We start from the raw sequence: 24802 nt of genomic DNA on the forward strand, positions 1-24802 counted from the left end.
GTGACTCGGATCGCCATCCGGCGCGCGCTGATCACGGTTTACGACAAGACCGGCCTGGAAGACCTGGCCCGCGGCCTCGAAGCGGCGGGCGTCGAGATCGTCTCGACCGGCGGCACGGCCGCCGCCATCGCCTCCTACGGCATCCCGGTCACGAAGGTGGAGTCGCTGACGGGTTTCCCCGAGTGCCTCGACGGCCGGGTCAAGACCCTCCACCCGCGCGTGCACGCCGGGCTGCTGGCCGACGGCGCCAACCCCGATCACGTCACCCAGCTCGAAGAGCTGGAGATCGAGCCGTTCCAGCTCTGTGTGGTCAACCTCTACCCGTTCCGCGAGACGGTCGCCTCGGGCGCCTCCGACGCCGACTGCGTCGAGAAGATCGACATCGGCGGCCCGGCGATGATCCGCGCCGCCGCCAAGAACCACGGCACGGTCGCCGTGGTCGTCGACCCGCGCTCCTACCCGTCGGTGCTGGCCGCGATCGGCGAGGGCGGCTTCACCGTGACCGAGCGCCGCCGCCTGGCCGCCACCGCCTACGCCCACACGGCCAGCTACGACGTGGCCGTGGCCTCGTGGTTCGCCAACGTCTACGCCCCCGAGGGCGAGTGGCCGACGTTCATGGGCGCCGACTGGACCCTCAAAGACGTGCTGCGTTACGGTGAGAACCCCCACCAGCGCGCCGCCCTCTACTCGACGGGCTCGGGCGGCCTGGCGGGCGCGCAGCAGCTCCACGGCAAGGAGATGTCCTACAACAACTACGTCGACGCCGATGCCGCCTGGCGCTCGGCCTGGGACTTCGACGCCCCGGCTGTCGCGATCATCAAGCACGCCAACCCGTGTGGCATCGCCGTGGGTTCCGACGTGGTGGAGGCGCATCGCAAGGCCCATGAGTGCGACCCGGTCTCGGCTTACGGCGGGGTCATCGCGGTCAACCGCGAGGTCACCAGGGAACTGGCCGAGCAGATCGCGCCCATCTTCACCGAAGTGGTCGTGGCTCCCTCGTTCTCCGACGACGCCCTGACCGTGCTGAAGGAGAAGAAGAACCTCCGGCTGCTGGCCTGCCCGCAGGGCCCCCGCAACGCCGCCGAGTTCCGGCGCATCGACGGCGGGCTGCTGGTGCAGACCGTCGACCGCGTCGACGCGCCCGGCGACGGCGTCGCGGGGTGGGAGCTGAAGGCCGGTCCGGCGGTCTCCGCCGAGACGCTGGCCGATCTGGAGTTCGCCTGGAAGGCCGTCCGTTCGGTCAAGTCGAACGCGATCCTGCTGGCCAGCGACGGCGCCTCGGTCGGCGTCGGCATGGGCCAGGTCAACCGGGTCGACTCGGCGCGCCTGGCGGTCACGCGGGCGGGGGAGCGGGCGGCCGGTTCGGTGGCCGCCTCCGACGCCTTCTTCCCGTTCGCCGACGGCCTGCAGGTGCTGGTCGACGGCGGCGTGACCGCGATCGTGGAGCCGGGCGGCTCGATCCGTGACGACGAGGTCATCGCGGCGGCGCAGGCCGCCGGAGTGAGCCTCTACTTCACCGGCACCCGTCATTTCTTCCACTAAAGGGGCCAAGACATGAGCGCAGGGATTCTCGACGGCAAGGCCACCGCGGCCAAGATCAAGCTCGACCTGGCGCTGCGCGTCGGCAAGCTCGCCGAGGCGGGCATCACGCCGGGCCTGGGCACTGTCCTGGTCGGCGACGACCCGGCCAGCCACATCTACGTCGCCAGCAAGCACCGCGATTGCGCCGAGGTCGGCATCAACTCGATCCAGCGTGAGTTGCCCGCCGACGCCACCCCGGGCCAGGTCGAGGACGTCATCGACGAGCTCAACGCCGACCCGGCCTGCAACGGCTACATCGTCCAGCTCCCGCTGCCGCGCCAGCTCGACACGATGGCGCTGCTGGAGCGCATCGACCCGGCCAAGGACGCCGACGGCCTCCACCCGGTCAACCTGGGCAAGCTGGTGCACATGGTCGACGCCCCGCTGCCCTGCACGCCGCGCGGGGTCGTCGACCTGCTGCGCGAATACGACGTGCCGATCAACGGCGCCGAGGTCGTGGTGATCGGCCGCGGCATCACGGTCGGCCGTCCGCTCGGCCTGCTGCTGACCCGGCGGTCGGAGAACGCCACCGTCACCCTGTGCCACACCGGCACCCGTGACCTGGCCGACCACGTGAGGCGGGCCGACATCGTCGTCGCGGCGGCCGGGGTGCCCGGGCTCATCACCGCCGAGATGGTGAAGCCGGGGGCGGCCGTGCTCGACGTCGGCGTCTCGCGGGTCGACGGGAAGATCGCCGGCGACGTCGCGCCCGACGTCGCCGAAGTCGCCGGGTGGGTCGCGCCCAATCCCGGCGGCGTCGGACCGATGACCCGCGCCCTGCTGCTGACCAACGTGGTCGAGGCCGCGGAGCGGGACGCGGGTCTGCTGAGCTAGAAGCGGAGACCCCTCGCCGAGCTCCGCGACCGTCTCGTGTCTATCGGCCTGATTTCCAGCGAGACACAGCCGGTTGTCGGCCGTCTGCGTCTCGTGTCCATCGGGCAGATTCCTAGCGCGAGCCACAGCCGGTTGTCGGCCGTCTGCGTCTCCTGTCTTTCGGGCAGATTCCCAGCGCGAGACACAACCGGCCTTCGGCCGTCTGCGTCTCCTGTCTATCGGGCAGATTCACAGCGCGAGACACAACCGGCCTTCGGCCGTCTGCGTCTCGCTCAGCTCGCCCGGCGCCCCGCTGTGGGCGCCGAGGCGGGATGCGCCGGAGTTCCGCTTCCCTCGGTCGCCCGTTGTGGCGGGACGACCGGGGTCGGGCGGACCAGGCCGAGTGCGACCACCTCGTTGGCGAGGCGGGTGCGCCGGTTGGTGCCCTCGGGAATGCGGAACTTCTGGTAGAGCCGCAGCAGGTGCTGCTTCACCGCGGCCTCCGTGACGACCAGGTCGTCGGCGATCTCGCGTGCGGTCGCGGGCGCCACGAACGCTTCGTCCGAGAGCGCCGGTCGGCAGAGCGACGTCAGCACGTCGACCTCGCGCCGGGTGAGCTCGGGTGCGGCTGCCCGCCGCAACTCGACCTCTGGCGCCAGGTCTTCGCGTGGTATCCCGCCGACGCGCGCGCGGGCGGCGCCGAACGAGACGACGTCGCCGTCGTCGAGGACCCTCCGGGCGATCGGCCTGCCGTTCACCCGTGTGCCGTTGCGGGACAAGCCCAGGTCAACGACGTACAGGTAAGGTCCCCGCCTGACGAACTCGGCGTGTAAACGCGACACGCTCGGGTCTGTCAGCCGGATGTCGGCACCTCGGCCCCGGCCGATCGTGGTGATCTCGGGGCGCAAGGGCACCACCTCGCCGGTGTCCTCAATCCGTATGAACGGCCCCTCCACGGCAGTTCCTCCCCAGGTAGCCCGCCGTTACTTTCACATCAGCTGCGGCTTACCCAAACGTGGGGATCGGGAATCGCCTTTACCCTGACCAGAATCGGCACCCAATTGGTCTGGACCTCTACACGAGATGCGGACGGCCGAAGGCCCGCCGTGGCTCGCGTTTGGAACTTGCCCGAAGGAAAGGGTGCTTTACCAGCTCACGGGTAGACTTTCGCGGTAGATAAGCGGAGGAAACACTCATGGCAGACAAGCCCATCAAAGGTCTCGCCGATGTCGTCGCCGCGTCAACAGCGCTCAGCGACATCGACGGCAAGGCCGGTCTGTTGTTCTACCGCGGATACGACATCCACGACCTGGCCGGCCGTACGACATTCGAGGAAACCGCCCACCTTCTCCAGCACGGCACCCTCCCGAACCGCGACCAGCTCGCCGAATACGGCGCGGAACTCGTGCGGGGGCGCACGCTCGGCAGTCTCGTCGAGCAGAACGTCGTGGAGATCGCCGAGAAGCAGGAGCCCATGGAGGCCCTGCGCACGCTGCTCTCGCTGACCAGCGCCGACGATCCCGACAAGGACTCCAACGCCGCCGACGCGAACCTGCGCAAGGCGGCCCGGCTGACGGCGCTGCAGCCGATCCTGGTGGCCCGCTTCCACGCGGCCCGCCGGGGCGTGGAGGCCCCCGAGCCCGATCCCGACCAGTCGATCGCGGCCAACTTCCTGCGCCAGGTCACCGGCAAGGAGCCGACGCCCCGGGAAGTCGAGATCTTCGACGAGTGCCTGGTGCTGCACGCCGACCACACGATGAACGCCTCGACGTTCGCCGCCCGGGTCTGCGCGGCCACCCTGTCGGACATGCACTCGGCCGTGGTCGCCGCCATCGGCACCCTCAAGGGCCCGCTGCACGGCGGCGCCAACGAGCAGGTGATGCGCACGCTGGAGACGATCGACCCGAGCGGCGTCGCCGAGGCGGTGCGGGCGAAGCTCGCCGGCGGCGAGAAGATCATGGGCTTCGGACACCGGGTCTACAAGACCGAGGACCCGCGGGCCACCCACCTGCGCCGCATGTCGGAGGAGCTGGGCGAAGCGTCCGGCGACGACACCTACTATCGGATGTCGAAGGAGATGGAGGAGGTCGTCTTCGCCGAGAAGGGCCTCTACCCCAACGTCGACTTCTACGCCGCGACGGTCTACCACTTCCTCGGCATCCCGACCGACCTGTTCACCCCCGTGTTCTCGGTCAGCCGGATGGCAGGGTGGACCGCCCACGTCATCGAGCAGCACGCCGACAACCGGCTGATCCGCCCGGACAGCGAGTACATCGGCGCGCGCGACCAGAAGTGGATCCACATCGACGAGCGGTGACGACCGCTCACGCAGAAGAGACGGAACCGACCATCAACACCAACGCGAGGCGCATGGCCTGGGGGGCCTACGTCATGGTGGCCGCGGGCGCGGCCACCGGGCTGATCCTCATCTCCGAGCTCCCCGAACCCTGGTTGGGCGGCGTCGTGCTCGGCGCCGCCTTTCTCGCGGGCGCGGTGCTGCGACTGCTGCTGCCCCGGCGTCACTCCGGCGGCCTGTCGGTCCGCTCGCGTCTCACCGACACCCTCACCCTCACCGTTTTCGGGCTGCTGATGGTGGCGGCCGGGGTCCTGCTGGAGGTCGACCTCCATCCCTCCGACCTCATCGTCGACCAGGCACGGCCGTCCGATAGCCTCGTCGGCCAGTGACCTCAAAAAGGACGCAGGCCATGCCCGACTTCGGGGCAAATGTTCGTTCAGAAGGGGAACCCCACGAATGCCCAAGATCAAGGTAGCGGGTCCGGTCGTCGAGCTTGACGGCGACGAGATGACCCGGATCATCTGGCAGTTCATCAAGGACCAGCTGATCCTGCCCTACCTCGACGTCGACCTCAAGTACTTCGACCTCGGCATCGAGCACCGCGACGCGACCGACGACCAGGTCACCATCGACGCCGCGAACGCGATCAAGCAGTACGGCGTCGGCGTCAAGTGCGCGACGATCACCCCCGACGAGGCCCGTGTCGAGGAGTTCGGCCTGAAGAAGATGTGGAAGTCCCCCAACGGGACGATCCGCAACATCCTCGGCGGCGTCATCTTCCGTGAGCCGATCATCATGTCGAACGTGCCGCGCCTGGTGCCCGGCTGGACCAAGCCGATCATCGTCGGCCGTCACGCGTTCGGCGACCAGTACCGCGCCACCGACCTCAAGGTCCCCGGCGAGGGCACGCTGACCCTGACCTTCACCCCGAAGGACGGCAGCGAGCCGATCGAGCTCAACGTCTTCGACTTCCCCGGCGGCGGCGTCGCCATGGCCATGTACAACCTCGACGAGTCGATCCGCGACTTCGCCCGCTCGTCGATGCGCTATGGCCTGTCGCGCAACTACCCGGTCTACCTGTCGACGAAGAACACGATCATGAAGGCCTACGACGGCCGGTTCAAGGACATCTTCGCCGAGGTGTTCGAGAGTGAGTTCAAGGCCGACTTCGAGGCGGCCGGGATCACTTACGAGCACCGGCTGATCGACGACATGGTGGCGGCGTCCCTCAAGTGGGAGGGCGGCTACGTCTGGGCGTGCAAGAACTACGACGGTGACGTCCAGTCCGACACGGTGGCGCAGGGCTTCGGCTCGCTCGGCCTGATGACCTCGGTGCTGATGACCCCCGACGGCCAGACCGTCGAGGCCGAGGCCGCCCACGGCACGGTGACCCGCCACTTCCGGCAGCACCAGCAGGGCAAGCCGACGTCGACCAACCCGATCGCGTCGATCTTCGCCTGGACCCGTGGCCTGCAGCACCGCGGCAAGCTCGACAACCAGCCCGAGGTCGTCGACTTCGCGTCCAAGCTGGAGCAGGTCTGCATCGAGACCGTCGAGAGCGGCAAGATGACCAAGGACCTGGCCCTGCTGGTCGGCGGCGACGCCGAGTGGCTGACCACCCAGGACTTCCTGGCCACGCTCGACGAGAACCTGCAGAAGAAGATGGCCTGACCTGTCCTTAGGGCAGATTCACGACGCGAGCCACAGCCCGCGTCTCGCTTCCCCCTAGAGCCGCTCGCCTTTCCCCGGTGGGCGGCTCTTGTGTTTGCCGTAAAGTCAGCCTGGCCAAATGATGACGAAAGCGAGACTCGGACGGCCGGGGCTCGCGCCGGAAATCTGCCTAAAGAAGCGTGGGATTCATTCATGATCGAGCCGCTCGGGTCGGGGGACCCGAAACAGCTCGGTCCCTTCACCCTGTCCGGTCGGATCGGCGAGGGCGGCCAGGGGACCGTCTACCTCGGCACCGATCCGTCGGGTGAGCGGGCCGCGGTGAAACTGCTGCACGTCAAGTTCACCGGCGACGCCATGGCCCGGTCCCGTTTCGCGCGGGAGCTGCGGGCCGCCGAGCGGGTCGCCAGCTTCTGCACGGCCCGCGTGATCGCCGCCGACCTCGAAGGCGACACCCCCTACATCGCCAGCGAGTACATCGACGGCCCGTCGCTGCGCGAGCAGATCGACCGGTCGGGCCCGATGAGCGGCGACGACCTCGAACGGCTGGCCGTCGGCACGGCGACCGCGCTGACCGCCATCCACCAGGCGGGCATCATCCACCGCGACTTCAAGCCCGACAACGTGCTGCTGGCCACCGACGGGCCCCGGGTGGTCGACTTCGGCATCTCCCGCATCCTCGACTCCACGGGCACCATCACCAGCCGGGCGATCGGCACGCCGGCGTACATGGCGCCGGAACAGGTCTCCGGCGACGACGTCGGACCCTTCACCGACGTGTTCGCGTGGGGCGCGACGATCGCCTACGCCGCCACCGGGCAGGCCGCGTTCGGGGCGAAGTCGATCGCGGCGGTGCTGAACCGGATTCTCAACCACGACATCGACCTGACCCCGCTGCCCGAGCCGCTGCGCGGCGTGGTGGCCGACAGCGTGAGCAAGCGGCCGGCCGACCGGCCGACGGCGGGGCAGATCCTGCTGCGGCTGCTCGGCCACCCCGAGACCGGCGACGCCTCGACCGTGGTGATGACCCAGGGCGCCCTGGTGGCCAACCCCGAGACCGGCCCGTTCCCCGTGGTGAAAGACATCGCGAGCAAGGAGGTCGACGAGCAGACCCGCGCCTTCCGGGTGCCGGCGCCGCCGCAGAAGCCGCCGTCGCCGTCGAAGCGGACGAAGTGGTGGCTGCCCGCCTCCATGGCGGCCGCCGCCGCGCTGGTGCTCGGCGGGGTCGCGGTCGTGGTGACCCTGATGGTCAATTCGCCCGACGTCGCCCCGAAGGAGAGCCCCGCGCCGAGCCGTTCCGGCCCCTACGCCTCGGTGCTGGAGAAGGCCAAACGCACGGGGAAGCTCACGATCGGCGTCAAGGGCGACCTGCCCGGCGTCGGCTTCGGCCCCGGCGACGAGCCGCCGACGGGGTTCGAGGTCGAGGTCGGCCGCTGGATCGCCAAGGAGCTCGGCGCGAAGAACGTGGAGGTCCGGGAGGTGACGGCGTTCAACCGGGTGCAGGCGCTGACCAGCGGCGCGGTCGACCTGGTGGTGGCGACCTACGCCTGGGAGGCGTCCAGGAACGACCCGGTCACCTTCGCCGGGCCCTACTACCAGGCGCGCAACGACGTGCTGGTGGCCGACGACTCCGACATCAGGTCGGCCGCCGACCTGCGGGGCAAGCGGCTGTGCGTGCGGCCCGGCACCAACGCCGCCGAGATCCAGAAGTGGCTCGCCGGGCAGGGGATCGCCGTGGAGCCGGTCGAGGGCACCGACGCGGGGGACTGCATGGACATGCTGCGCACCCGGCTGGTCGACGCCTTCCCGGGCGACGACATCATGCTCGCCGGGTTCGCCAACCGCGAGCCGGTGAAATACCGGGTGCTCGGCCTCGGCGTCGGCTCGGCGCGCTACTCGGTCGGGCTGCCGAAGGGCGACGTCGAGACCTGTGAGGCGGTCCGGCACGCCGTCGTCAAGCTCTTCGACTCGGGCACGGCCCGCGGCCTGCTGACCAAGTTCTTCGGCAACGCGGTGTTCACCCCCGACCGCAGCATCCCCGTCAAGGTGCCCTGCCGCTAATCCCGCCGCCGGGGCCGCAGCAGCAGGACGATCATCACCAGGATCTCCAGGCCGAACGCCGCCCCCATCACCGTCGGGGTCAGCCAGTCGGCGTGGGCGGGGCAGGTGGTCCGGAACGGCGTTCCGTCGAGCACGACGGTCTCGCAGCTGAACAGGACGAGCGGGACGACGTACACCCACAACACGCCCAGCGGCCACACCAGCAGGCCGAGCGCCTTCTCCCATGGACGCCAGCGCCGGGAGGCCAGCAGCAGGTAGGCGCCCGCCAGCCAGCCGACGACGAACAGCAGGCCGCCGAAGGTCAGCAGCAGGACCGTGGTGACGTCGTAGAGCAGGGCGCGGACTTTGCCGTCCCGTGTCCCTTCCATGAGGTCGACGGTAGCGTGTCCGAACGATCATCTCGACGCCCCGCACGTTCAATTGGTCCATGCGTCGATGGTTGGTCGCGGGGGTCGCGTTCCTCGTCTCGGGGGTCCTCGCCGGTCCCGCGCTCGCGTCCGGGCCCGACGGGCACGAAAGCCAGTGGGGCGGAGCCGACCTGTCGGTGTCCATCGAGGCCCACCCCAAGATCGCCCAGCCGGGGCAGCCGCTGACCTACAACGTCCAGGTGAAGAACGGCGGCCCGGGCGACGCGGTGCTGCCCACGCTGACGGTCCGCGTCCCGACCGACTTCACGATCGTCGCCGTGGACGTCGCCGAGTGCCGGCCCGGCCGGGGCCTGTCGGAGGTCGTGTGCCCGTCGTCCAAGGACGTGGCGGCCGGTAAGTCGGGCGGGGTGGTGATCACCGGACTGGTGCGCCCCAACGCTCTGGGTCCGCTGCACGCCCAGGCCCGGCTGATCTCCGAGGTCCTCGACGGCCACGAGACCGACAACCAGGCCGAGTCGTTCACCAAGGTCGACGAGGGCGCCGACCTGACCGTGCGGCTCTCCGCCGCGCGGCCCAGCGGCCACCGGACGACCGTGCACGCGGCCGTGCGGAACAGAGGGCCGCGGGTGGTGCGCGACGCCATGGTCTTCGTCGACGGGGCCCGTTGCGGCGGCCGGACCGGGTGCGTGGTGCCGACGATCCGGCCCGGAGGCACGGCCTGGTTCCGGCTGGCGGTGCGGCGCGGTACGACCGCGGTGACGGCGATCGTGCGCTCCCAGGGGCGCGGCGACCGCCATCCCCGCAACAACCAGGCGTCGTTGAAGGTCAGGGGCAGAGCGGAGACCCGTTGACCATGTAAGCGCCGCCGGTGGCGAACACCACCCCCGCGGCGGAGGCGAGGCTGCCCAGCAGGACGAGCAGCGTGATTCCCGCATATGTCAGCACTCGCCTCATAGCCGAGACTCAATCACATTTTCACGCTGCGAATCCGGACAATTACCGAACTGCTCGCCATGCGTCTTCGACGATCGAGGTCAGCCCGCTGTGCTGGGGCTGCCAGCCCAGCTCCTTCTGGATCAGCTCCGACGACGCGACCAGCACCGCCGGGTCGCCCGCCCGCCGGGGCGCGATGGCCGAGGGGATCGGGTGGCCGGTGACCTCGCGGCAGACGTCCACGACCTGCTGGTTGGAGAAGCCCGCCCCGTTGCCGAGGTTATAGATCTTGTGGACCCCCCTCTCGCAGGCCGCCAGCGCCAGCAGGTGGGCGTTGGCGACGTCGGAGACGTGCACGTAGTCGCGCACGCATGTGCCGTCGGGCGTGGGGTAGTCGCCGCCGAACAGATTGATCGACTCGCGCTCGCCGAGCGCGACCTTGAGCACGTTGGGGATCAGGTGGGTCTCGATCATGTGGCGCTCGCGGAAACGGCCGTAGGCGCCGGCCACGTTGAAGTAGCGCAGGCTGACCGCGCCGATGCCGTACATGGCGGCGAAGGCGGTCAGGGTGGTGTCGACGGCCAGCTTCGAGGCCCCGTAGGGGTTGGTGGGCCGGGTCGGGTCGGTCTCCCGGATCGGCGTGTTCTCGGGCTCGCCGTAGGTCGCGGCGGTCGAGGAGAAGACGATGTGGCCGACGCCGCCCTTGCGCATGGCCTCCAGGAGGCGGAGCGTGCCGCCCAGGTTGTGCGACCAGTAGAGTGCGGGTTTCTCGACGGACTCGCCGACCAGGCTCTTGGCCGCGAAGTGGAGCACCGCGTCGAACCCGGACAGGTCGCCCGGCTCCATGAAGGAACCCTCGACGAACCGCGCGCCGTCGGGCACCGCGTCGGCGTGGCCGGTCGAGAGGTCGTCGAGCACGGTGACCTCGTGTCCCGCCTCGACGAGCTGCGCCGCGGTCACGCTGCCGATGTAGCCCGCGCCTCCGGTAACCAGTAGCTTCACGTTGGATTCCGTTCGACTATGTTCGTTTTTGTACGACCCCCAGCCTAGCCGCGCACTGAGTACGCTTTCAGGTCTCTCGTCATCGGAAGTCGCCAGGGCGGAAACATTCCAGTGAACAGTCTCGCGGCCAACATCGCCCTCGTCTTGGTGTTCATCCTGATCGGAGGCTACTTCGCGGCAGCCGAGATGGCCCTCGTCTCGCTGCGGGAGAGCCAGGTGCGGCGGCTGGAGAAGCTCGGCCGCCGCGGCGCACGGGTGGCCAAGCTCGCCCGCGATCCCAACAGGTTCCTGTCGGCGGTCCAGATCGGGGTCACCGTGGCGAGCATGCTCTCGGCCGCCTTCGGCGCCGACAAGCTCGCGGGCGAGCTGAGCCCCGCCCTGGAGGGCTGGGGCCTGCCCGCGTCGGCCGCGCCGCTGGTCTCACTGCTCGTGGTGACCCTCGCGATCTCGTATGTCTCCCTCGTGCTCGGCGAGCTGGTGCCCAAGCGCCTGGCGCTCCAGCGGGCCGAGGGCCTGGCGCTGGTGGTCGCCCCGTTCGTCGACCGGATCGCGGCGTTGTCGCGGCCGGTCATCTGGGCGTTGTCGAAGTCGACCGACGGCGTGGTGCGACTGCTCGGCGGCAACCCCAAGGCCGACCGCGAGGCGATGACGATAGAGGAACTGCGCGACATGGTGGCCGGGCACGCCGAGCTGACCGCCGACGAGCGGCACCTGATCGCCGAGGTCTTCGCGGCCGGCAAGCGGCAGTTGCGGGAGGTGATGCTGCCGCGTACCGAGGTGGAGTTCATGGCCGCCGACACCACGCTGGCCGAGGCGGCGGTGCTGGTCGCCTCGCTGCCCCACTCGCGGTTCCCCGTCTACCGCAACTCCTACGACGAGGTCGTCGGGTTCGTGCACGTGCGCGACCTGCTCGACCCGGTGCTCACCGGCCGGATCGACCCGATCTCCGAGGTGGTGCCGATCCGCCCGGTCAAGCAGGTCCCGGGCACCAAACGGGTGCTGGCCACCCTGTCGGAGATGCGCGACGAGGGCCACCACCTGGCCATCGTGGTCGACGAGTACGGCGGCACCGCCGGCATCGTCACCCTGGAGGACCTGGTCGAGGAGCTGATCGGCGACATCCGCGACGAGTACGACCACGAGGAGCCCGGCATCCGCCGCATCGCGGGCGACGTCGAGGTCGAGGGCCTGCTCCGCCTGGTCGACGCCCAATCCGAGATCGGCATCCGGTTCCCCGAGGGCCCCTACGAGACCATCGGCGGTTTCCTGATGGCGAGGCTGGGTCACCTGCCCGTGGTGGGCGAGACCGTGGAGGCGCCCGGAGCCCGCCTGACGGTGACGGAGATGGACGGACGGCGGGTCTCCCGGGTCCGGGTCACCCCCGCCACCCCGGAGGCGTAAATCGTCGCGACCAGGCCGGGGTTGCTGGAAGAATGACGTCATGGCTCGCCCTCGTGTTCTTTCCGGCATCCAGCCCACGTCGGACTCGTTCCACCTCGGCAACTACCTGGGCGCGGTCCGCCAGTGGGTCCCGCTGCAGGAGACCCACGACGCGTTCTACATGGTCGTCGACCTCCACGCGATCACGGTCGCGCCGACCGCCGCCGAGCTGCGCACCCGCACCCGCGTCGCCGCCGCCCAGCTCTTCGCCTGCGGCCTCGACCCCGAGCGGTCGGCGGTCTTCGTGCAGAGCCACGTACGGGAGCACGCCGAGCTGGCCTGGATGCTCATCTGCCTGACCGGCATGGGCGAGGCCGGCCGGATGACCCAGTTCAAGGACAAGTCGGCCAAATACGGCGAGGGCTCGGCCTCGGTGGGCCTGTTCACCTACCCGATCCTGCAGGCCGCCGACATCCTGCTCTACCAGACCGACCAGGTCCCGGTGGGCGCCGACCAGAAGCAGCACATCGAGCTGACCCGCGACCTCGCGCAGCGCTTCAACACGCGCTACGGGGCGACCTTCACGCTGCCCAATCCCTACATCGTGAAGGAGGTCGAGAAGATCACCGACCTCCAGGACCCGACCGCGAAGATGTCGAAGTCGTCGTCGAGCCCCCAGGGCATCCTCGACGTGCTGGAGGAGCCGGGCGCGCTGCGCAAGAAGATCATGCGCGCGGTCACCGACACCGGCACCGACATCGTCGCCGACGACGAGAACAAGCCGGGCGTCACCAACCTGCTGCGCATCCTGTCGGCGCTGACCGCCACGCCGATCCCCGACCTGGAGGCGCGCTACGTCGGCCAGGGCTACGGCACCTTCAAGAAGGACGTCGCCGAGGCCGTCATCGAGACCTTCTCCCCGATCCGCGAGCGGGCCGAGAAGCTGCTCGCCAACGAGGCCGAGCTCGACCGCATGCTGGCGATCGGCGCCGCCAAGGCCCGCGCGGTGGCCCAGCAGACCATGGAGAAGGCCCGCGACGCGATGGGCTTCCTGCCGACTCACTGAGCGCCCCGGGGGTAGGTCCCCGGCGTGATCAGTTCGTTGATGAGGTGGGTCGAGTCCGCCAAGGCGTGGACGCGCGGTAGAACCGAGCGCGCCCGCATCCGCTGGCGGTGGGTCGACCACCTCATCCGGACGGTCCACCGCTACCAGATCATGCGCGGCGACCGGCTCGCCGGCGCGGTGACCTACTTCGCGTTCCTGTCGTTCTTCCCGATCATCGCGCTGGCCTTCGCGGTGTTCGGCTACGTCGTCACCTTCCGGCCCGACGCGCTGACGACCCTGACCCAGGCGATCAACGAGCAGCTGCCGGGCCTGGCCGACAAGCTCAACCTGAGCTACCTGGCCGAGGCCCGCAGCGCCGCCACGATCATCGGCGTCGTCGGCCTGCTCTACTCCGGCCTGGCCGCGGTCGACACGCTGCGCGTGGCCCTGCGCGACATCTGGATGAACCGCGAACCCCCGGTCAACTTCCTGCTCGCGAAACTCTACGACCTCATCGCGCTGATCCTCATCGGCCTGGCGGAGATCCTGTCGACCGTCGTCAGCGGCGCGGCCGGAGGCGCGGCGGGCCTCATCGCCGACCGGCTCGGGGTGGGCGGGTCGTGGCTCGGCGCGGCCGGGCTGGCCGCGGCGGGCATCGCGGCCTCACTGGCCGCCGACACGCTGGTCTTCCTCGTGATGTTCGGCTGGCTGGCCCGGCCGGCCCAGCCCTTCAGAGTGATCCTGCGCGGGGCGCTGCTCGGCGCGGTGCTGTTCGGCCTGCTCAAGCAGTTCGCGACGCTGCTCCTGTCGCACACCCTGTCGAACAACACCCTCTACGGGACGTTCACCGTGATGGTCGGGCTGCTGTTGTGGATCAACCTGTCGGCCCGGGTGATCTTCTACTCCGCCGCCTGGACGGCCACCGCCACCCTGGGCCCGCCGCCGGAGCCGTCACCGGCCCCGGCCACCCACGACGGCTACGACGAGGCCGTCGGCGACTGACGCCGCTTGCGGCGGATGCCCCAGCCGAGCAGGCCGACCCCGGCGACCAGGCCGCCGCCCAGGACGATCGTGGCCATCATGCCCGAGCCGCTCTCCCGGGCGTCGGGCGCCGACACGGCGGCGTTGCCCTCGGGCACCGGTGCCCTCTCGGCGGCCAGGGCCGAGGGCGCCGGAGAGGGCCGGTCGGGCAGCGGCTCGACCAGGGCGCCCACGGCGGCGCTCTTGCCGCGGTTGGCGAAGCCCCAGTTCATCAGCTCCTCGACGTCCTTCCAGAACGACTCCTCGTGGCGCATGACCGACACGATGATCGTGTGGCCGTCGCGCTTGGCGGCGCCGACGAAGCTGCCGAAGGCCTTGGACGTCCAGCCGTTCTTGACGCCGAGCATGCCGTCGTAGGTCCACAACATCTTGTTGTGGTTGCCGATCTCGTAGTGGCCCTTCGGCGCCGGGAACTTGGCGGTCTTGGTGGAGATGTACTCGCGGAAGTCCTTCAGCTTCAGGCCCGCGCGGGCGATCAGCGCCAGGTCGTACGCCGAACTGCTCTGCCCCGGCTTGTCGAGGCCGCTGGGGGTCTTGGCGACCGTGTCGTTGGCCTGGAGCTTCCTCGCGACCTCGTTCATGTCGGCGAGGGTGGCGGGGATGCCGCCGTTGGCCTCGGCCAGGGCGTTGGCGCAGTCGTTGCCGCTGACCATCATCAGCGCCCTGAGCAGGTCGTGCACCTTGTAGATCGGCTTGGGCACGAGGCCGACCGCGCTGCCCTCCTCGTTGACGGCGGCCTGGCTCGGCTTGACCGTCTTGTTCTTGTCGAGCAGCGGGATCAGCGTGAGGGCCGTCAGCGCCTTCAGCGTGCTGGCCGGCAGGAACCTGCCGTGGGGGTTCTTGGCCGCCAGCACCTCGCCGGTGTCGGCGTCGGCGATCACGTACGAGCTCGCCTTGGTCTTGGGCGGAGCCTGCACCCCGGCCGGGACGATGATCCCGGTGCCGGCCAGCTGCGGCCCGCCGATCACGTCGGCCGCCAGCGCCGCCGGCTGGGTGCCCGCCACCAGCCCGGCCGTGAGCACGGCGAGACTGAGGGCACTCGTACATCTACGCATGTCGCGAAAGATCCCCCAAAGATCGCAGGCGTACGCATTGGACCCTAGTGGTTGAAAGACCGTTTGGGGGCAGTTGGCCGATTCGGGATGAGAGGTCACGATGCACAAGGGGCCTTGATCAGATGTGGGCTTTCGGTTTGGCCGATTAACGCCACGTCGGGTGAGAGTGCCTGAGACGATGGACTATGGAGGTTGTTGTGCCGATCGAGTTCAATCCGTCCCGCGGTGCGACTCTGGGCGTCGAGTGGGAGCTACAGCTCATCGACACACACACGCGCAGACTCCGGCAGGACGCGCGCGAGATCCTCGCCGCGGTGCCCGATCTGAGCGAGAACGCCCGGCCCAAGGCCATGCACGAACTCATGCAGTCGCAGATCGAGATCGTGACGGACATCTGCCACACCGCGGCGGAGGCCGTCCAGGACCTGGAGCGGAGCCTGAACCGGCTCCGGGAGGTCGCCGAACCGCGCGGCATCGCGCTGGCCTGCACCGGAACCCATGCGATCAGCGACTGGCGGGACGCGGAGTACTCGCCCAACCAGCGTTACCTCGAACTGGTCGAGGAGATGCAGTGGCTGGCATGGCGCATCCAAACATTCGGCGTACATGTTCACGTCGGGGTGCGGGAACGAGATAAAGTCATTCCTATAGTCAACGCACTTGCGGCCTACCTGCCTCATTTCCTGGCGTTGACGACCTCCAGCCCGTTCTGGGGCGGCCAAGACACCGGGCTCGCCTCCAGCCGGGCAATCGTTTTTGGGGCACTGCCCACGGCCGGGCCGCCGCATTTACTGGCGGACTGGTCGGAGTTCGAGGACTACATGGAGACCCTGATTCGTGCCGGCACGATCAAGAGCATCAAAGAGGTCTGGTGGGACATCCGGCCCCACCCCGACTTCGGCACGATCGAGATCCGCATGTTCGACGGCATCCCGACCCTCCGCGAGGTCGGCATGGTGACCGCCCTGTCCCAGTGCCTCGTGACACAGTTCGACCAGCAGCTCGACCGGGGCTACAAGCTTCCGAGCCCGGCGGCCTGGGTCGTGCGCGACAACAAGTGGCGGGCCACCCGCTACGGGCTGGACGCCGTCGTCGTCACCGACGACAAGGGCTCGACCGCCCCGCTGCGCGACATGCTGTACGAACTCCAGCGAGAACTCGAACCGGTGGCCGAGCGGCTCGGCTGCGCCGATGAGCTGGCCGTTCTGGGCGACGTGCTCGACCAGGGCAGCTCGTGCGAGCGGCAGCGGGGAATCATCGCCGCCGGTGGAACTCTTGAAGACGTTGTCGACGCGACCGTTACCGAGCTGGCCCAAGACCGGTTCGTCACCGCGAGGAAGGCAGATGGAGCAGATCATGCAGGGACATGATCAGGAGACGGAGTCTCCCGAGGGACATGGTCTGACGGGGGAGCTCGACGCCTTCCTCGCCGCTCACGAGAGTGAGCTCGTCGCGCTGCGCCGCGACATTCACATGCACCCGGAGCTCGCGTTCAACGAGCACCGCACCACCGGCAAGGTCGTCGACCTGCTGAAGGGGGCAGGTCTGGAGCCCCAGATCCTGCCCCGGGGCACCGGCATCCTGTGCGACATCGGCACCGGCGGCGGTCCCACGATCGGCCTGCGCGCCGACATGGACGCCCTTGCCATGCCCGACGAGAAGGATGTGCCCTACCGTTCGCTCCAGCCCGGCCGCTGCCACGCCTGCGGCCACGACGTGCACACCGCGATCCTCGCGGGCACCGGCGTCTTCCTGGCCCGCCAGGCCGCCGCCGGGCTGCTGCCGGGCCGGGTCCGGCTGATCTTCCAGCCGGCCGAGGAGATCGTCGAGGGCGCCCTCGAAGTGATGGCGGCCGGCGGCATCAGCGGCCTCGACCGGGTGTTCGCGCTGCACTGCGACCCGCGCCTGGAGGTCGGCCAGCTCGGCCTGCGCTCCGGCGGCATCACCGCGGCGTGCGACCGGCTCACCGTCCGCCTGCGCGGGCCGGGCGGCCACACGGCCCGTCCCCACCTGACCGCCGACCTCGTGTACGCCCTCGCGAAGATCGTCACCGAACTCCCCGCGGCCCTCAGCCGCCGGGTCGACCCGCGCTCGTCGTTGTCCCTGGTCTGGGGCCGCGTGCAGGCCGGGTCGGTCGGCAACGTGATCCCCGAAGACGGGGTGATCGAGGGCACGGTCCGGTGCCTGGAGGACGAGGCCTGGCACGCCGCCCCCGACCTGATCAAGGCGCTGCTCGACGGGGTCGCGGGCGCCTACGGCGTGGAGGCCGAGCTCGACTACCGGCGCGGCGTGCCGCCGACGGTCAACGACGCCGGGAGCGTGCAGATGTTCCGCGACGCCGCGATCCAGGTCCTCGGGCCCGACGCGCCCGCCCCGACCTCCCAGTCGCTCGGCGGCGAGGACTTCGCCTGGTACCTGGAGTCGATCCCCGGCGCGCTGGCCCGCCTGGGCGTGCGCACCCCGGGCGACAAGCGCGACTTCGACATCCACCAGGCGACCTTCGACGTCGACGAGCGCTGCGTGGGCGTCGGCGTGCGGGTGCTGGCCGCCACGGCCCTGACCGCCCTGTGGGACGGCCAGCGCACGACGGTCCGCCGGGGCTCGGAGTCGGAGGCGCTGCTCGCCTGATCGATCGCCTGATCGGTCACAAGGTGGCGTGAGCTGCATAACAGGCTGATTGCGGAGCTGTGCTGGCGTTTTGAGCATCCTTCCGGAACAACTATCTTCCGTGCAGGTTGCCGTGCGTTCTGTTCGCGCGTGCGACGGAAGTGAACGTCACGGAAGGGGAGTCCCACCTTGCTCCGCAATCGTTTTGGCAAGGTCGTCGCCGGTGCCGCCGCCGGTGCGATGCTGCTTGCCGCCGCCGCCTGTGGCGGCGGCGACACCACCGAGGGCGCCCCCAGCGCCGCGCCGGCCGACGGCGCGTCGTCGGCCCCCGCGGCCTCGGGCGTCAAGGTCGGACTCGCGTACGACATCGGCGGCCGTGGCGACCAGTCCTTCAACGACTCCGCCGCGGCCGGCCTCGACAAGGCCGTGGCCGAGCTGGGCGTCGAGATCAACGAGCTGGAGGCCGGCAACGGCGAGGCCGAGTCGGCCAAGGAGGAGCGCCTGCGGCTGCTCGCCTCGGGCGGCTTCAACCCGGTCATCGCGGTCGGCTTCGCCTACTCCGCGTCGGTCGCCAAGGTCGCGGCCGAGTTCCCCGACGTCAAGTTCGCCATCGTCGACGACGAGGCCAACAAGCTCCCCAACGTCTCCAACCTGGTCTTCGCCGAGGAGCAGGGCTCGTTCCTGGTCGGCGCGGCGGCGGCGCTGAAGTCGACCAAGGGCAACGTCGGCTTCGTCGGCGGCGTCGAGGTCCCCCTGATCAAGAAGTTCCAGGCCGGTTTCGAGGCGGGCGCCAAGGCCGTCAAGCCGGACATCAAGATCCAGGCCAAGTACCTGACCCAGCCGCCGGACTTCTCCGGCTTCGGCGACCCGGCCAAGGGCAAGACCGCCGCCGAGGGCATGTTCGACGCCGGCGCCGACGTGGTCTACCAGGCCGCGGGCGGTTCGGGCGCGGGCGTCTTCGAGGCAGCCAAGGCCGCGGGCGGCATGGCGATCGGCGTCGACTCCGACCAGGCCAAGACCGCCGACCCGACCGTCGCCGACGTCATCATCACCTCGATGCTGAAGAAGGTCGACGTCGCGGTGTTCGACTTCATCAAGAGCTTCACCACCAACTCCGTGGTGGCCGGCTCCAAGGTGTACGACCTCAAGGCGGGCGGCGTCGACTACTCGACGACCGGCGGCAAGGTCGACGACATCAAGGCCCAGCTCGACGAGTACAAGGCGAAGATCTCGAGCGGTGAGATCACCGTTCCCAAGGAATGACACGGCGACGTGACCGTTGAGAGGCCCGGTGATCACCACCGGGCCTCTCGGCACGCTTACGCAGGAGGCCAGCATCAGCACCGAGACCACCGTCTCCGAGGTCGCCGTCCAGCTTGAGGGGATCACCAAGCGGTTCCCCGGCGTCGTCGCCAACCGCGACATCAGCCTGACGGTCCAGAAGGGGCACATCCACGCCATCGTGGGGGAGAACGGCGCCGGCAAGTCGACCCTCATGAAGATCCTCTACGGCATGCAACGCCCCGACGAGGGCGAGATCCGCGTCAACGGTTCGCCGGTGACCTTCCACACCCCGGGTGACGCGATCTCCGCCGGAATCGGCATGGTGCACCAGCACTTCATGCTGGCCGACAACCTCACGGTGCTGGAGAACGTGATCCTCGGCAGCGAGCCGAGGAAGGGCGGCCTGGCCCTCGACTTCGCCGCCGCCCGCACGAAGATCAGGGAGATCTCCGACGCCTACGGCCTGGGCATCGACCCCGACGTCCTGGTCGAGGACATCGGCGTCGGCACCCGCCAGCGGGTGGAGATCCTCAAGGTGCTCTACCGGGGCGCGCGCATCCTGATCCTCGACGAGCCGACCGCCGTGCTCGTGCCCCACGAGGTCGACGAGCTCTTCGAGAACCTCCACGGCCTGGTCCGCGAGGGCATCACGATCATCTTCATCTCCCACCACCTCGACGAGGTGCTGAAGGTCGCCGACGCGATCACGGTCATCCGGCGCGGCACCACCGTCGCCGAGGTCGACCCCGTGAGCGTGACCGCCCGCCAGCTCGCCGAGCTGATGGTCGGCAGCGAGCTGCCCAGCCCCGAGACCCGCGAGTCGACCGTGACCGACGTGGTCGCGCTCCAGGTGACCGGTCTGACGATCGGCGCCGAGGGCGAGCGCAAGGTGCTCGACGACGTGACCCTCACCATCCACAAGGGCGAGGTCCTGGGTATCGCCGGGGTCGAGGGCAACGGCCAGGCCGAGCTGGTCGAGGCGATCATGGGCATCCGGCCCTCCACCGGCACGATCACGCTGGCCGGCGAGGAGATCACCTCCTGGACGACGCTGCGCCGCCGCGAGGCCGGGATCGGCTACATCCCCGAAGACCGCCACCGCCACGGGCTGCTCCTGGAGGCCCCCCTCTGGGAGAACCGGATCCTCGGCCACATGAAGGAGAAGGTCAACGTCCGGGGCTGGTGGATCAACCGCAGGGGCGCCCGCGCCGACACCCAGCGCATCGTCGAGCAGTACGACGTGCGCACCCCCGGGATCGACGTCCTGGCCTCCGCCCTGTCCGGCGGCAACCAGCAGAAGCTCATCGTGGGCCGGGAGATGAGCGGTGAGCCGAAGCTGCTCATCGCCGCCCACCCGACCCGGGGCGTCGACGTCGGCGCCCAGGCGGCCATCTGGGACCACCTGCGGACCGCCCGCGCGGCGGGGCTCGCGGTGCTGCTCATCTCGGCCGACCTCGACGAGCTGATCGGCCTGTCCGACTGGCTCAAGGTCATCCACCGCGGGACCCTCGTCGCCGAGTTCGACCCCGCGACCGTCACCCCCGAACAACTCGGTTCCGCGATGACGGGCGCCGGGGAGGAAGCATGAGCTCGACATTCGCTGACCGCTGGCTCGGGCGGGTGCGACTGAGCGCCTGGGTGACGCTGACCGCGCCGCTCCTGGCGATCCTGTTCGCCGGAGTCATCACCTCGATCGTGCTGGCCATCACCGGCAACCCGGTGTTCGACACCCTGGTCACGATGGTCGACTACGGCTCGCAGCCCCGCTCGCTGGCGTTGGTCGTCAACAACGCGACGACCTACTATCTGTCGGCGATCGCGGTGGCCATCGGGTTCCGGATGAACCTGTTCAACATCGGCGTCGACGGCCAATACCGCCTTGCCGGGCTGGTCGCGGCGGCGGTCGGCGGCGCGGTCACGCTGCCCGCGCCGCTCATGCCGATCGTCATCATCCTGGTCGCGATGATCGTCGGCGCCGCGTGGGCGGGCATCGCGGGCGTGCTCAAGGCGACGCGGGGCGTCAGCGAGGTCATCTCGACCATCATGCTGAACACGATCGCCACCGGCATCGGCGCCTACCTGCTGCTGGAGGTGTGGGGTGAGCGGCAGGGCAACGACATCGCCACCAAGGAGCTCCCGGAGGCCGCCCGGATCGCCGGCATCGGGCTGATCCCCGGTACGCCCCAGATGGTGTATGGCCTGTTCTTCCTGGCCATCGCCGTCGGCATCGCCTTCCACGTGCTGCTGAACAAGATGCGGTTCGGGTTCGACCTGCGTGCCACCGGCCAGTCGGAGTCGGCGGCGGTGGCCAGCGGCGTCGACGTCAAACATATGATCGTGTACGCGATGTTGATCTCCGGCGCCACGGCCGGCCTGATCGGCATGCCCCAGCTCCTCGGGGAGTCGTTCACCTACAACCTGAACTTCCAGGCAGGTCTCGGCTTCACCGGCATCGCCATCGCGCTGCTCGGCCGCAACAACCCCATCGGCATCGCCTTCGCCGCGCTGCTCTGGGGCTTCCTGGACGTCTCCTCCACGGTCCTCGACCTCCACAAGATCGCACCGGAGATCGTTGTCATCATGCAGGGCCTGACCGTGCTCTCGGTGGTCGTCACGTACGAACTCGCGCACCGCTATCGCGTCAACGCCGAGCAGAGGCGCGTCAGCCGGGAACTGGCCGGTGGCGCGTCCGCCACCCCGCAGAAGGAAGGAGCGTCGGCGTGACCACTACGACAACGGCCGCCCCCGCCGCCGCGCCTCCCGCGCGGAAGTTCAAGCTGACCTGGCAGGTCCTTCTCCTCGGACTGCTGGCGCTGCTGTTCCTGCTCTCCGTCGCCCGGGTGCTCACCGGCGCGAACGACATCACCTCGGGCGGCGCGATCGGCGCGGCTCTGATGGCGGCCATCCCGATCGGTCTCGCGGGTCTCGGCGGCCTGTGGTCGGAGCGGGCCGGTGTGGTCAACATCGGCCTCGAGGGCATCATGATCCTCGGCACCTGGTTCGGCGCCTGGGGCGCGATCGTGACCGGGAACCCCTGGGTAGGCGTGCTCGCGGGTGCGGCCGGCGGTCTGCTGGGCGCGGCCCTGCACGCCGTCGCGACCGTCACCTTCGGCGTCGACCACGTGGTCTCGGGCGTCGCGCTGAACATCCTCGGCATGGGCGTGACGAAGTACCTGTCGACGCTGGTCTTCGCCGAGATGTCGGGCGGCGGCGACACGCAGTCGCCGCGCATCCCCGCGATGCAGACCGTCTCCATCCCCGGCATCGGCGGCCCGCTCCAAGACCTGGAATCCCAGCGCTGGTTCTTCATCTCCGACCTGGCCGGGGTGCTGCGCGGCCTCACCCAGAACGTGTCGCTGTTCACGCTGCTGGGCGTGCTGCTCGTCCCGCTGACCTTCTGGTTGTTGTGGCGCACCGCCTTCGGCCTGCGCCTGCGCTCGGTCGGCGAGCGGCCGGTCGCGGCCGAGTCGCTCGGCGTGAACGTCTACTTCTACAAGTACGTGGCGGTGCTGGCCTCGGGTGTCTTCGCCGGGCTCGGCGGGGCGTTCCTGGCGATCGTGGCGGCGGGCACCTACCGTGAGGGTCAGACCGGTGGACGCGGCTTCATCGGCCTGGCGACGGTCATCTTCGGCAACTGGCGTCCGGGCGGCCTGGCGGCCGGCGCGGGCCTGTTCGGCTACACCGACGCGCTCCAGCTCCGGCAGGGCGGCACCTCGGTGCACGCGCTGCTGCTGGTCGTGGCGCTGCTGCTGGTGGCGGTGGCGATCTGGCAGTTCGTGAAGCAGCAGCGGTCCAGGGCCGCCCTGCTGACCGGGATCGCGGCCATCGCGGTGCTGGTCGTCTTCGCGGTCACCGACACGATCCCCGAGCAGTTCACGTCGTTCACGCCGCACCTGACGACGCTGCTGGTGCTGTCGCTGGCCTCGCAACGGCTGCGGATGCCGGCCGCCGACGGGTTGCCTTATCGGAGGGGACAGGCGAAATGACGCCGATCGACTGGGACGCCTTGCGGGCCGCGGCGGGGGAGGCCATGCGGCACGCGTACGCGCCGTACAGCCACTTCCCCGTGGGCGCCGCGGCGTTGGTGGACGACGGCCGGATCGTGACCGGCTGCAACGTGGAGAACGCCTCCTACGGCATCGGCCTGTGTGCCGAGTGCGGTCTGGTGTCGGCCCTGCACGCCTCGGGCGGCGGCCGGCTGGTGGCGTTCACCTGCGTGGACGGGCACGAGGAACTGCTGATGCCGTGTGGGCGCTGCCGCCAGCTGCTGTTCGAGCACGGCGGTCCCGACCTGCTGGTGGAGACGCCGGAGGGGCCGTGGCCGATGGCGAAGTTCCTGCCGTTCGCCTTCGGGCCTGACGATCTTTCGGGGAAGTAATGGCATTCGACGCGATCGACATCATCGTCACCAAACGCGACAGGGGCGAGCTTTCGGCCGCCCAGATCGACTGGGTGATCGACGCCTACACGTCCGGCCTGATCGCCGACGAGCAGATGTCGTCCCTGGCGATGGCGATCCTCCTCAACGGGATGAACCGCCGCGAGATCGCCGACTGGACCGCCGCGATGATCCGCTCGGGCGAGCGGATGGACTGGTCGATGCTCGACCGCCCGACCGCCGACAAGCACTCGACCGGCGGCGTCGGCGACAAGATCACCCTGCCGCTGGCGCCGCTGGTGGCGGCGTGCGGCGCCTACGTCCCGCAGTTGTCCGGCCGCGGCCTCGGCCACACCGGCGGCACGCTCGACAAGCTGGAGTCGATCCCCGGCTGGAAGGCCTCGCTCTCGAACGAGGAGATGCTCGCCGTCATCCGCTCGGCGGGCGCGGTCGTCTGCGCGGCCGGCTCGGGCCTGGCCCCCGCCGACAAGAAGTTGTACGCCCTCCGCGACGTGACCGGAACGGTGGAGTCGATCCCCCTGATCGCCTCCTCGATCATGTCCAAGAAGATCGCCGAAGGCACGGGCTCGCTGGTCCTGGACGTCAAGGTCGGCTCCGGCGCGTTCATGAAGAACGTGGCCGACGCCCGCGAACTGGCCCGCACGATGGTCGAACTGGGCACCGACGCCGGAGTGCGCACCGTGGCCCTCCTCACGGCCATGGACCGCCCCCTCGGCCTGAAGATCGGCAACGCCCTGGAGGTCGAGGAGTCGGTCGAGGTCCTGGCCGGCGGCGGCCCCGCCGACGTGGTCGAGCTGACGCTGACCCTGGCCCGCGAGATGCTGGAGGCGGCCGGCGTCTCCGGCAAGGACCCCGAGACCGCCCTCAAGGACGGCTCGGCGATGGACGCCTGGCGCCGCATGATCACCGCCCAGGGCGGCGACCCCGACGCCCTGCTGCCACGCGCCGCCGAGACGATGGAGATCACCGCCCCCGCCTCGGGCGTGCTGACCACCCTCGACGCCCTGGGCGTCGGCGTGGCGGCCTGGCGTCTGGGCGCGGGCCGGGCCCGCAAGGAGGACCCGGTGTCGTTCGGCGCGGGGATCGTCCTGCACGCCAAGCCGGGCGACATCGTGCGGCAGGGCCAGCCGCTGATGACCCTGCACGCCGACGAGACGTCACGCTTCGAGCGGGCGCTGGAGTCGCTGGAGGGCGCCTACGAGGTGACCGAGAACACCGACCCGGGCCTGCTGCCCCTGGTCGTGGAGCGCATCACCGCCTGACCCGACG

23 protein-coding genes are annotated in these 24802 nt (G+C 69.8%); 18 read left to right on the top strand and 5 right to left on the bottom strand.

What is annotated here, in order from left to right; genetic code table 11:
* Together purH and GT755_RS28450 are read left to right on the top strand one after the other, a co-directional pair.
* Positions 1–1542 (top strand): bifunctional phosphoribosylaminoimidazolecarboxamide formyltransferase/IMP cyclohydrolase, encoded by a 1542-nt coding sequence (gene purH / locus GT755_RS28445; RefSeq protein ID WP_161482625.1) that lies wholly within the window; start codon positions 1–3, stop codon positions 1540–1542.
* A 12-nt stretch (positions 1543–1554) separates the two neighbouring features.
* On the top strand, positions 1555–2415 hold the full coding sequence (locus GT755_RS28450; protein WP_161482626.1) for a bifunctional methylenetetrahydrofolate dehydrogenase/methenyltetrahydrofolate cyclohydrolase: 861 nt from the start codon (positions 1555–1557) through the stop codon (positions 2413–2415).
* Positions 2416–2687: 272 nt separating this feature from the next.
* On the opposite strand, the gene GT755_RS28455 is transcribed toward GT755_RS28450, so the two are convergent.
* Positions 2688–3350 carry an FHA domain-containing protein gene (locus GT755_RS28455; protein WP_062431487.1) on the bottom strand — a complete coding sequence of 221 codons (663 nt, stop codon included), beginning with the start codon at positions 3348–3350 and terminating at the stop codon, positions 2688–2690.
* Positions 3351–3589: 239 nt separating this feature from the next.
* On the opposite strand from GT755_RS28455, the gene GT755_RS28460 reads away from it, so the two are divergent.
* The 4 genes from GT755_RS28460 (at position 3590) to GT755_RS28475 (ending at position 8419) form a co-directional block, all read left to right on the top strand.
* Positions 3590–4711, top strand: a complete 1122-nt coding sequence (locus GT755_RS28460) for a citrate/2-methylcitrate synthase (protein ID WP_161482627.1) — start codon at positions 3590–3592, stop codon at positions 4709–4711.
* The gene (locus tag GT755_RS28465; protein ID WP_161482628.1) at positions 4708–5079 is read left to right on the top strand and encodes a DUF3017 domain-containing protein; all 372 of its coding nucleotides are present in this window, start codon (positions 4708–4710) and stop codon (positions 5077–5079) included. Before GT755_RS28460 ends, GT755_RS28465 begins: the two co-directional genes overlap by 4 nt.
* A gap of 67 nt (positions 5080–5146) precedes the next feature.
* Entirely contained in the window at positions 5147–6361 is a 1215-nt protein-coding gene (locus tag GT755_RS28470; RefSeq protein WP_161482629.1) for an NADP-dependent isocitrate dehydrogenase, read from the top strand.
* 192 nt (positions 6362–6553) lie between these two features.
* Positions 6554–8419, top strand: a complete 1866-nt coding sequence (locus GT755_RS28475) for a serine/threonine-protein kinase (protein ID WP_161482630.1) — start codon at positions 6554–6556, stop codon at positions 8417–8419.
* Here GT755_RS28475 and GT755_RS28480 read toward each other — a convergent pair.
* Positions 8416–8787, bottom strand: coding sequence for a hypothetical protein (locus tag GT755_RS28480; protein WP_161482631.1), 372 nt, complete (start codon positions 8785–8787; stop codon positions 8416–8418). The two genes, GT755_RS28475 and GT755_RS28480, sit on opposite strands and share 4 nt — an antisense overlap.
* A gap of 59 nt (positions 8788–8846) precedes the next feature.
* On the opposite strand from GT755_RS28480, the gene GT755_RS28485 reads away from it, so the two are divergent.
* Positions 8847–9638 carry a COG1361 family protein gene (locus GT755_RS28485; protein ID WP_161482632.1) on the top strand — a complete coding sequence of 264 codons (792 nt, stop codon included), beginning with the start codon at positions 8847–8849 and terminating at the stop codon, positions 9636–9638.
* Here the strand turns inward: GT755_RS28485 and GT755_RS40710 are convergent.
* Together GT755_RS40710 and galE are read right to left on the bottom strand one after the other, a co-directional pair.
* Positions 9613–9741, bottom strand: coding sequence for a hypothetical protein (locus GT755_RS40710; RefSeq protein ID WP_268903543.1), 129 nt, complete (start codon positions 9739–9741; stop codon positions 9613–9615). The two genes, GT755_RS28485 and GT755_RS40710, sit on opposite strands and share 26 nt — an antisense overlap.
* A 42-nt stretch (positions 9742–9783) precedes the next feature.
* Positions 9784–10722 (bottom strand): UDP-glucose 4-epimerase GalE, encoded by a 939-nt coding sequence (gene galE / locus GT755_RS28490; protein WP_161482633.1) that lies wholly within the window; start codon positions 10720–10722, stop codon positions 9784–9786.
* A 111-nt stretch (positions 10723–10833) separates the two neighbouring features.
* On the opposite strand from galE, the gene GT755_RS28495 reads away from it, so the two are divergent.
* Genes GT755_RS28495 through GT755_RS28505 form a run of 3 tightly spaced genes read left to right on the top strand, consistent with a single transcriptional unit; the run spans position 10834 to position 14149 of the window.
* Positions 10834–12123, top strand: a complete 1290-nt coding sequence (locus GT755_RS28495; RefSeq protein ID WP_161482634.1) for a hemolysin family protein — start codon at positions 10834–10836, stop codon at positions 12121–12123.
* A gap of 40 nt (positions 12124–12163) precedes the next feature.
* Positions 12164–13168 carry a tryptophan--tRNA ligase gene (trpS, locus tag GT755_RS28500; protein ID WP_161482635.1) on the top strand — a complete coding sequence of 335 codons (1005 nt, stop codon included), beginning with the start codon at positions 12164–12166 and terminating at the stop codon, positions 13166–13168.
* A 39-nt stretch (positions 13169–13207) separates the two neighbouring features.
* On the top strand, positions 13208–14149 hold the full coding sequence (locus GT755_RS28505) for a YihY/virulence factor BrkB family protein (RefSeq protein WP_161482636.1): 942 nt from the start codon (positions 13208–13210) through the stop codon (positions 14147–14149).
* Here GT755_RS28505 and GT755_RS28510 read toward each other — a convergent pair.
* Complete coding sequence (locus GT755_RS28510) at positions 14125–15243, bottom strand: D-alanyl-D-alanine carboxypeptidase family protein (protein ID WP_161482637.1); 1119 nt, start codon at positions 15241–15243, stop codon at positions 14125–14127. The genes GT755_RS28505 and GT755_RS28510 overlap by 25 nt on opposite strands.
* A gap of 197 nt (positions 15244–15440) precedes the next feature.
* On the opposite strand from GT755_RS28510, the gene GT755_RS28515 reads away from it, so the two are divergent.
* From GT755_RS28515 to GT755_RS28550, 8 genes are all read left to right on the top strand, one after another.
* Positions 15441–16613: a glutamate--cysteine ligase gene (locus tag GT755_RS28515; RefSeq protein ID WP_161482638.1), complete on the top strand. Its 1173-nt coding sequence runs from the start codon at positions 15441–15443 to the stop codon at positions 16611–16613.
* Complete coding sequence (locus GT755_RS28520) at positions 16600–17871, top strand: amidohydrolase (protein ID WP_161482639.1); 1272 nt, start codon at positions 16600–16602, stop codon at positions 17869–17871. Before GT755_RS28515 ends, GT755_RS28520 begins: the two co-directional genes overlap by 14 nt.
* A gap of 168 nt (positions 17872–18039) precedes the next feature.
* Positions 18040–19113: a BMP family lipoprotein gene (locus GT755_RS28525; RefSeq protein ID WP_235967413.1), complete on the top strand. Its 1074-nt coding sequence runs from the start codon at positions 18040–18042 to the stop codon at positions 19111–19113.
* Positions 19114–19186: 73 nt separating this feature from the next.
* Entirely contained in the window at positions 19187–20722 is a 1536-nt protein-coding gene (locus GT755_RS28530) for an ABC transporter ATP-binding protein (protein WP_161482691.1), read from the top strand.
* On the top strand, positions 20719–21858 hold the full coding sequence (locus GT755_RS28535) for an ABC transporter permease (protein ID WP_161482640.1): 1140 nt from the start codon (positions 20719–20721) through the stop codon (positions 21856–21858). Before GT755_RS28530 ends, GT755_RS28535 begins: the two co-directional genes overlap by 4 nt.
* Positions 21855–23120 carry an ABC transporter permease gene (locus GT755_RS28540; RefSeq protein ID WP_161482641.1) on the top strand — a complete coding sequence of 422 codons (1266 nt, stop codon included), beginning with the start codon at positions 21855–21857 and terminating at the stop codon, positions 23118–23120. The genes GT755_RS28535 and GT755_RS28540 overlap by 4 nt, the downstream gene beginning before the upstream one ends.
* Positions 23117–23512: a cytidine deaminase gene (locus GT755_RS28545; protein WP_030451374.1), complete on the top strand. Its 396-nt coding sequence runs from the start codon at positions 23117–23119 to the stop codon at positions 23510–23512. The genes GT755_RS28540 and GT755_RS28545 overlap by 4 nt, the downstream gene beginning before the upstream one ends.
* Positions 23512–24795 (top strand): thymidine phosphorylase, encoded by a 1284-nt coding sequence (locus tag GT755_RS28550; protein WP_161482642.1) that lies wholly within the window; start codon positions 23512–23514, stop codon positions 24793–24795. Before GT755_RS28545 ends, GT755_RS28550 begins: the two co-directional genes overlap by 1 nt.
* Positions 24796–24802 lie beyond the last annotated feature (7 nt).

This window comes from Herbidospora solisilvae (assembly GCF_009901565.1).
Classification (GTDB): Bacteria; Actinomycetota; Actinomycetes; order Streptosporangiales; family Streptosporangiaceae; genus Herbidospora; species Herbidospora solisilvae.

Coding starts and splice junctions, on each gene's coding strand:
- GT755_RS28450 (WP_161482626.1), top strand. CDS start 1,555: ATGAGCGCAGGGATTCTCGACGGCAAGGCCACCGCGGCCAAGATCAAG.
- GT755_RS28460 (WP_161482627.1), top strand. CDS start 3,590: ATGGCAGACAAGCCCATCAAAGGTCTCGCCGATGTCGTCGCCGCGTCA.
- GT755_RS28470 (WP_161482629.1), top strand. CDS start 5,147: ATGCCCAAGATCAAGGTAGCGGGTCCGGTCGTCGAGCTTGACGGCGAC.
- GT755_RS28475 (WP_161482630.1), top strand. CDS start 6,554: ATGATCGAGCCGCTCGGGTCGGGGGACCCGAAACAGCTCGGTCCCTTC.
- GT755_RS28480 (WP_161482631.1), bottom strand. CDS start 8,787: ATGGAAGGGACACGGGACGGCAAAGTCCGCGCCCTGCTCTACGACGTC.
- GT755_RS28485 (WP_161482632.1), top strand. CDS start 8,847: ATGCGTCGATGGTTGGTCGCGGGGGTCGCGTTCCTCGTCTCGGGGGTC.
- GT755_RS40710 (WP_268903543.1), bottom strand. CDS start 9,741: ATGAGGCGAGTGCTGACATATGCGGGAATCACGCTGCTCGTCCTGCTG.
- trpS (WP_161482635.1), top strand. CDS start 12,164: ATGGCTCGCCCTCGTGTTCTTTCCGGCATCCAGCCCACGTCGGACTCG.
- GT755_RS28505 (WP_161482636.1), top strand. CDS start 13,208: ATGAGGTGGGTCGAGTCCGCCAAGGCGTGGACGCGCGGTAGAACCGAG.
- GT755_RS28510 (WP_161482637.1), bottom strand. CDS start 15,243: ATGCGTAGATGTACGAGTGCCCTCAGTCTCGCCGTGCTCACGGCCGGG.
- GT755_RS28520 (WP_161482639.1), top strand. CDS start 16,600: ATGCAGGGACATGATCAGGAGACGGAGTCTCCCGAGGGACATGGTCTG.
- GT755_RS28535 (WP_161482640.1), top strand. CDS start 20,719: ATGAGCTCGACATTCGCTGACCGCTGGCTCGGGCGGGTGCGACTGAGC.
- GT755_RS28545 (WP_030451374.1), top strand. CDS start 23,117: ATGACGCCGATCGACTGGGACGCCTTGCGGGCCGCGGCGGGGGAGGCC.
- GT755_RS28550 (WP_161482642.1), top strand. CDS start 23,512: ATGGCATTCGACGCGATCGACATCATCGTCACCAAACGCGACAGGGGC.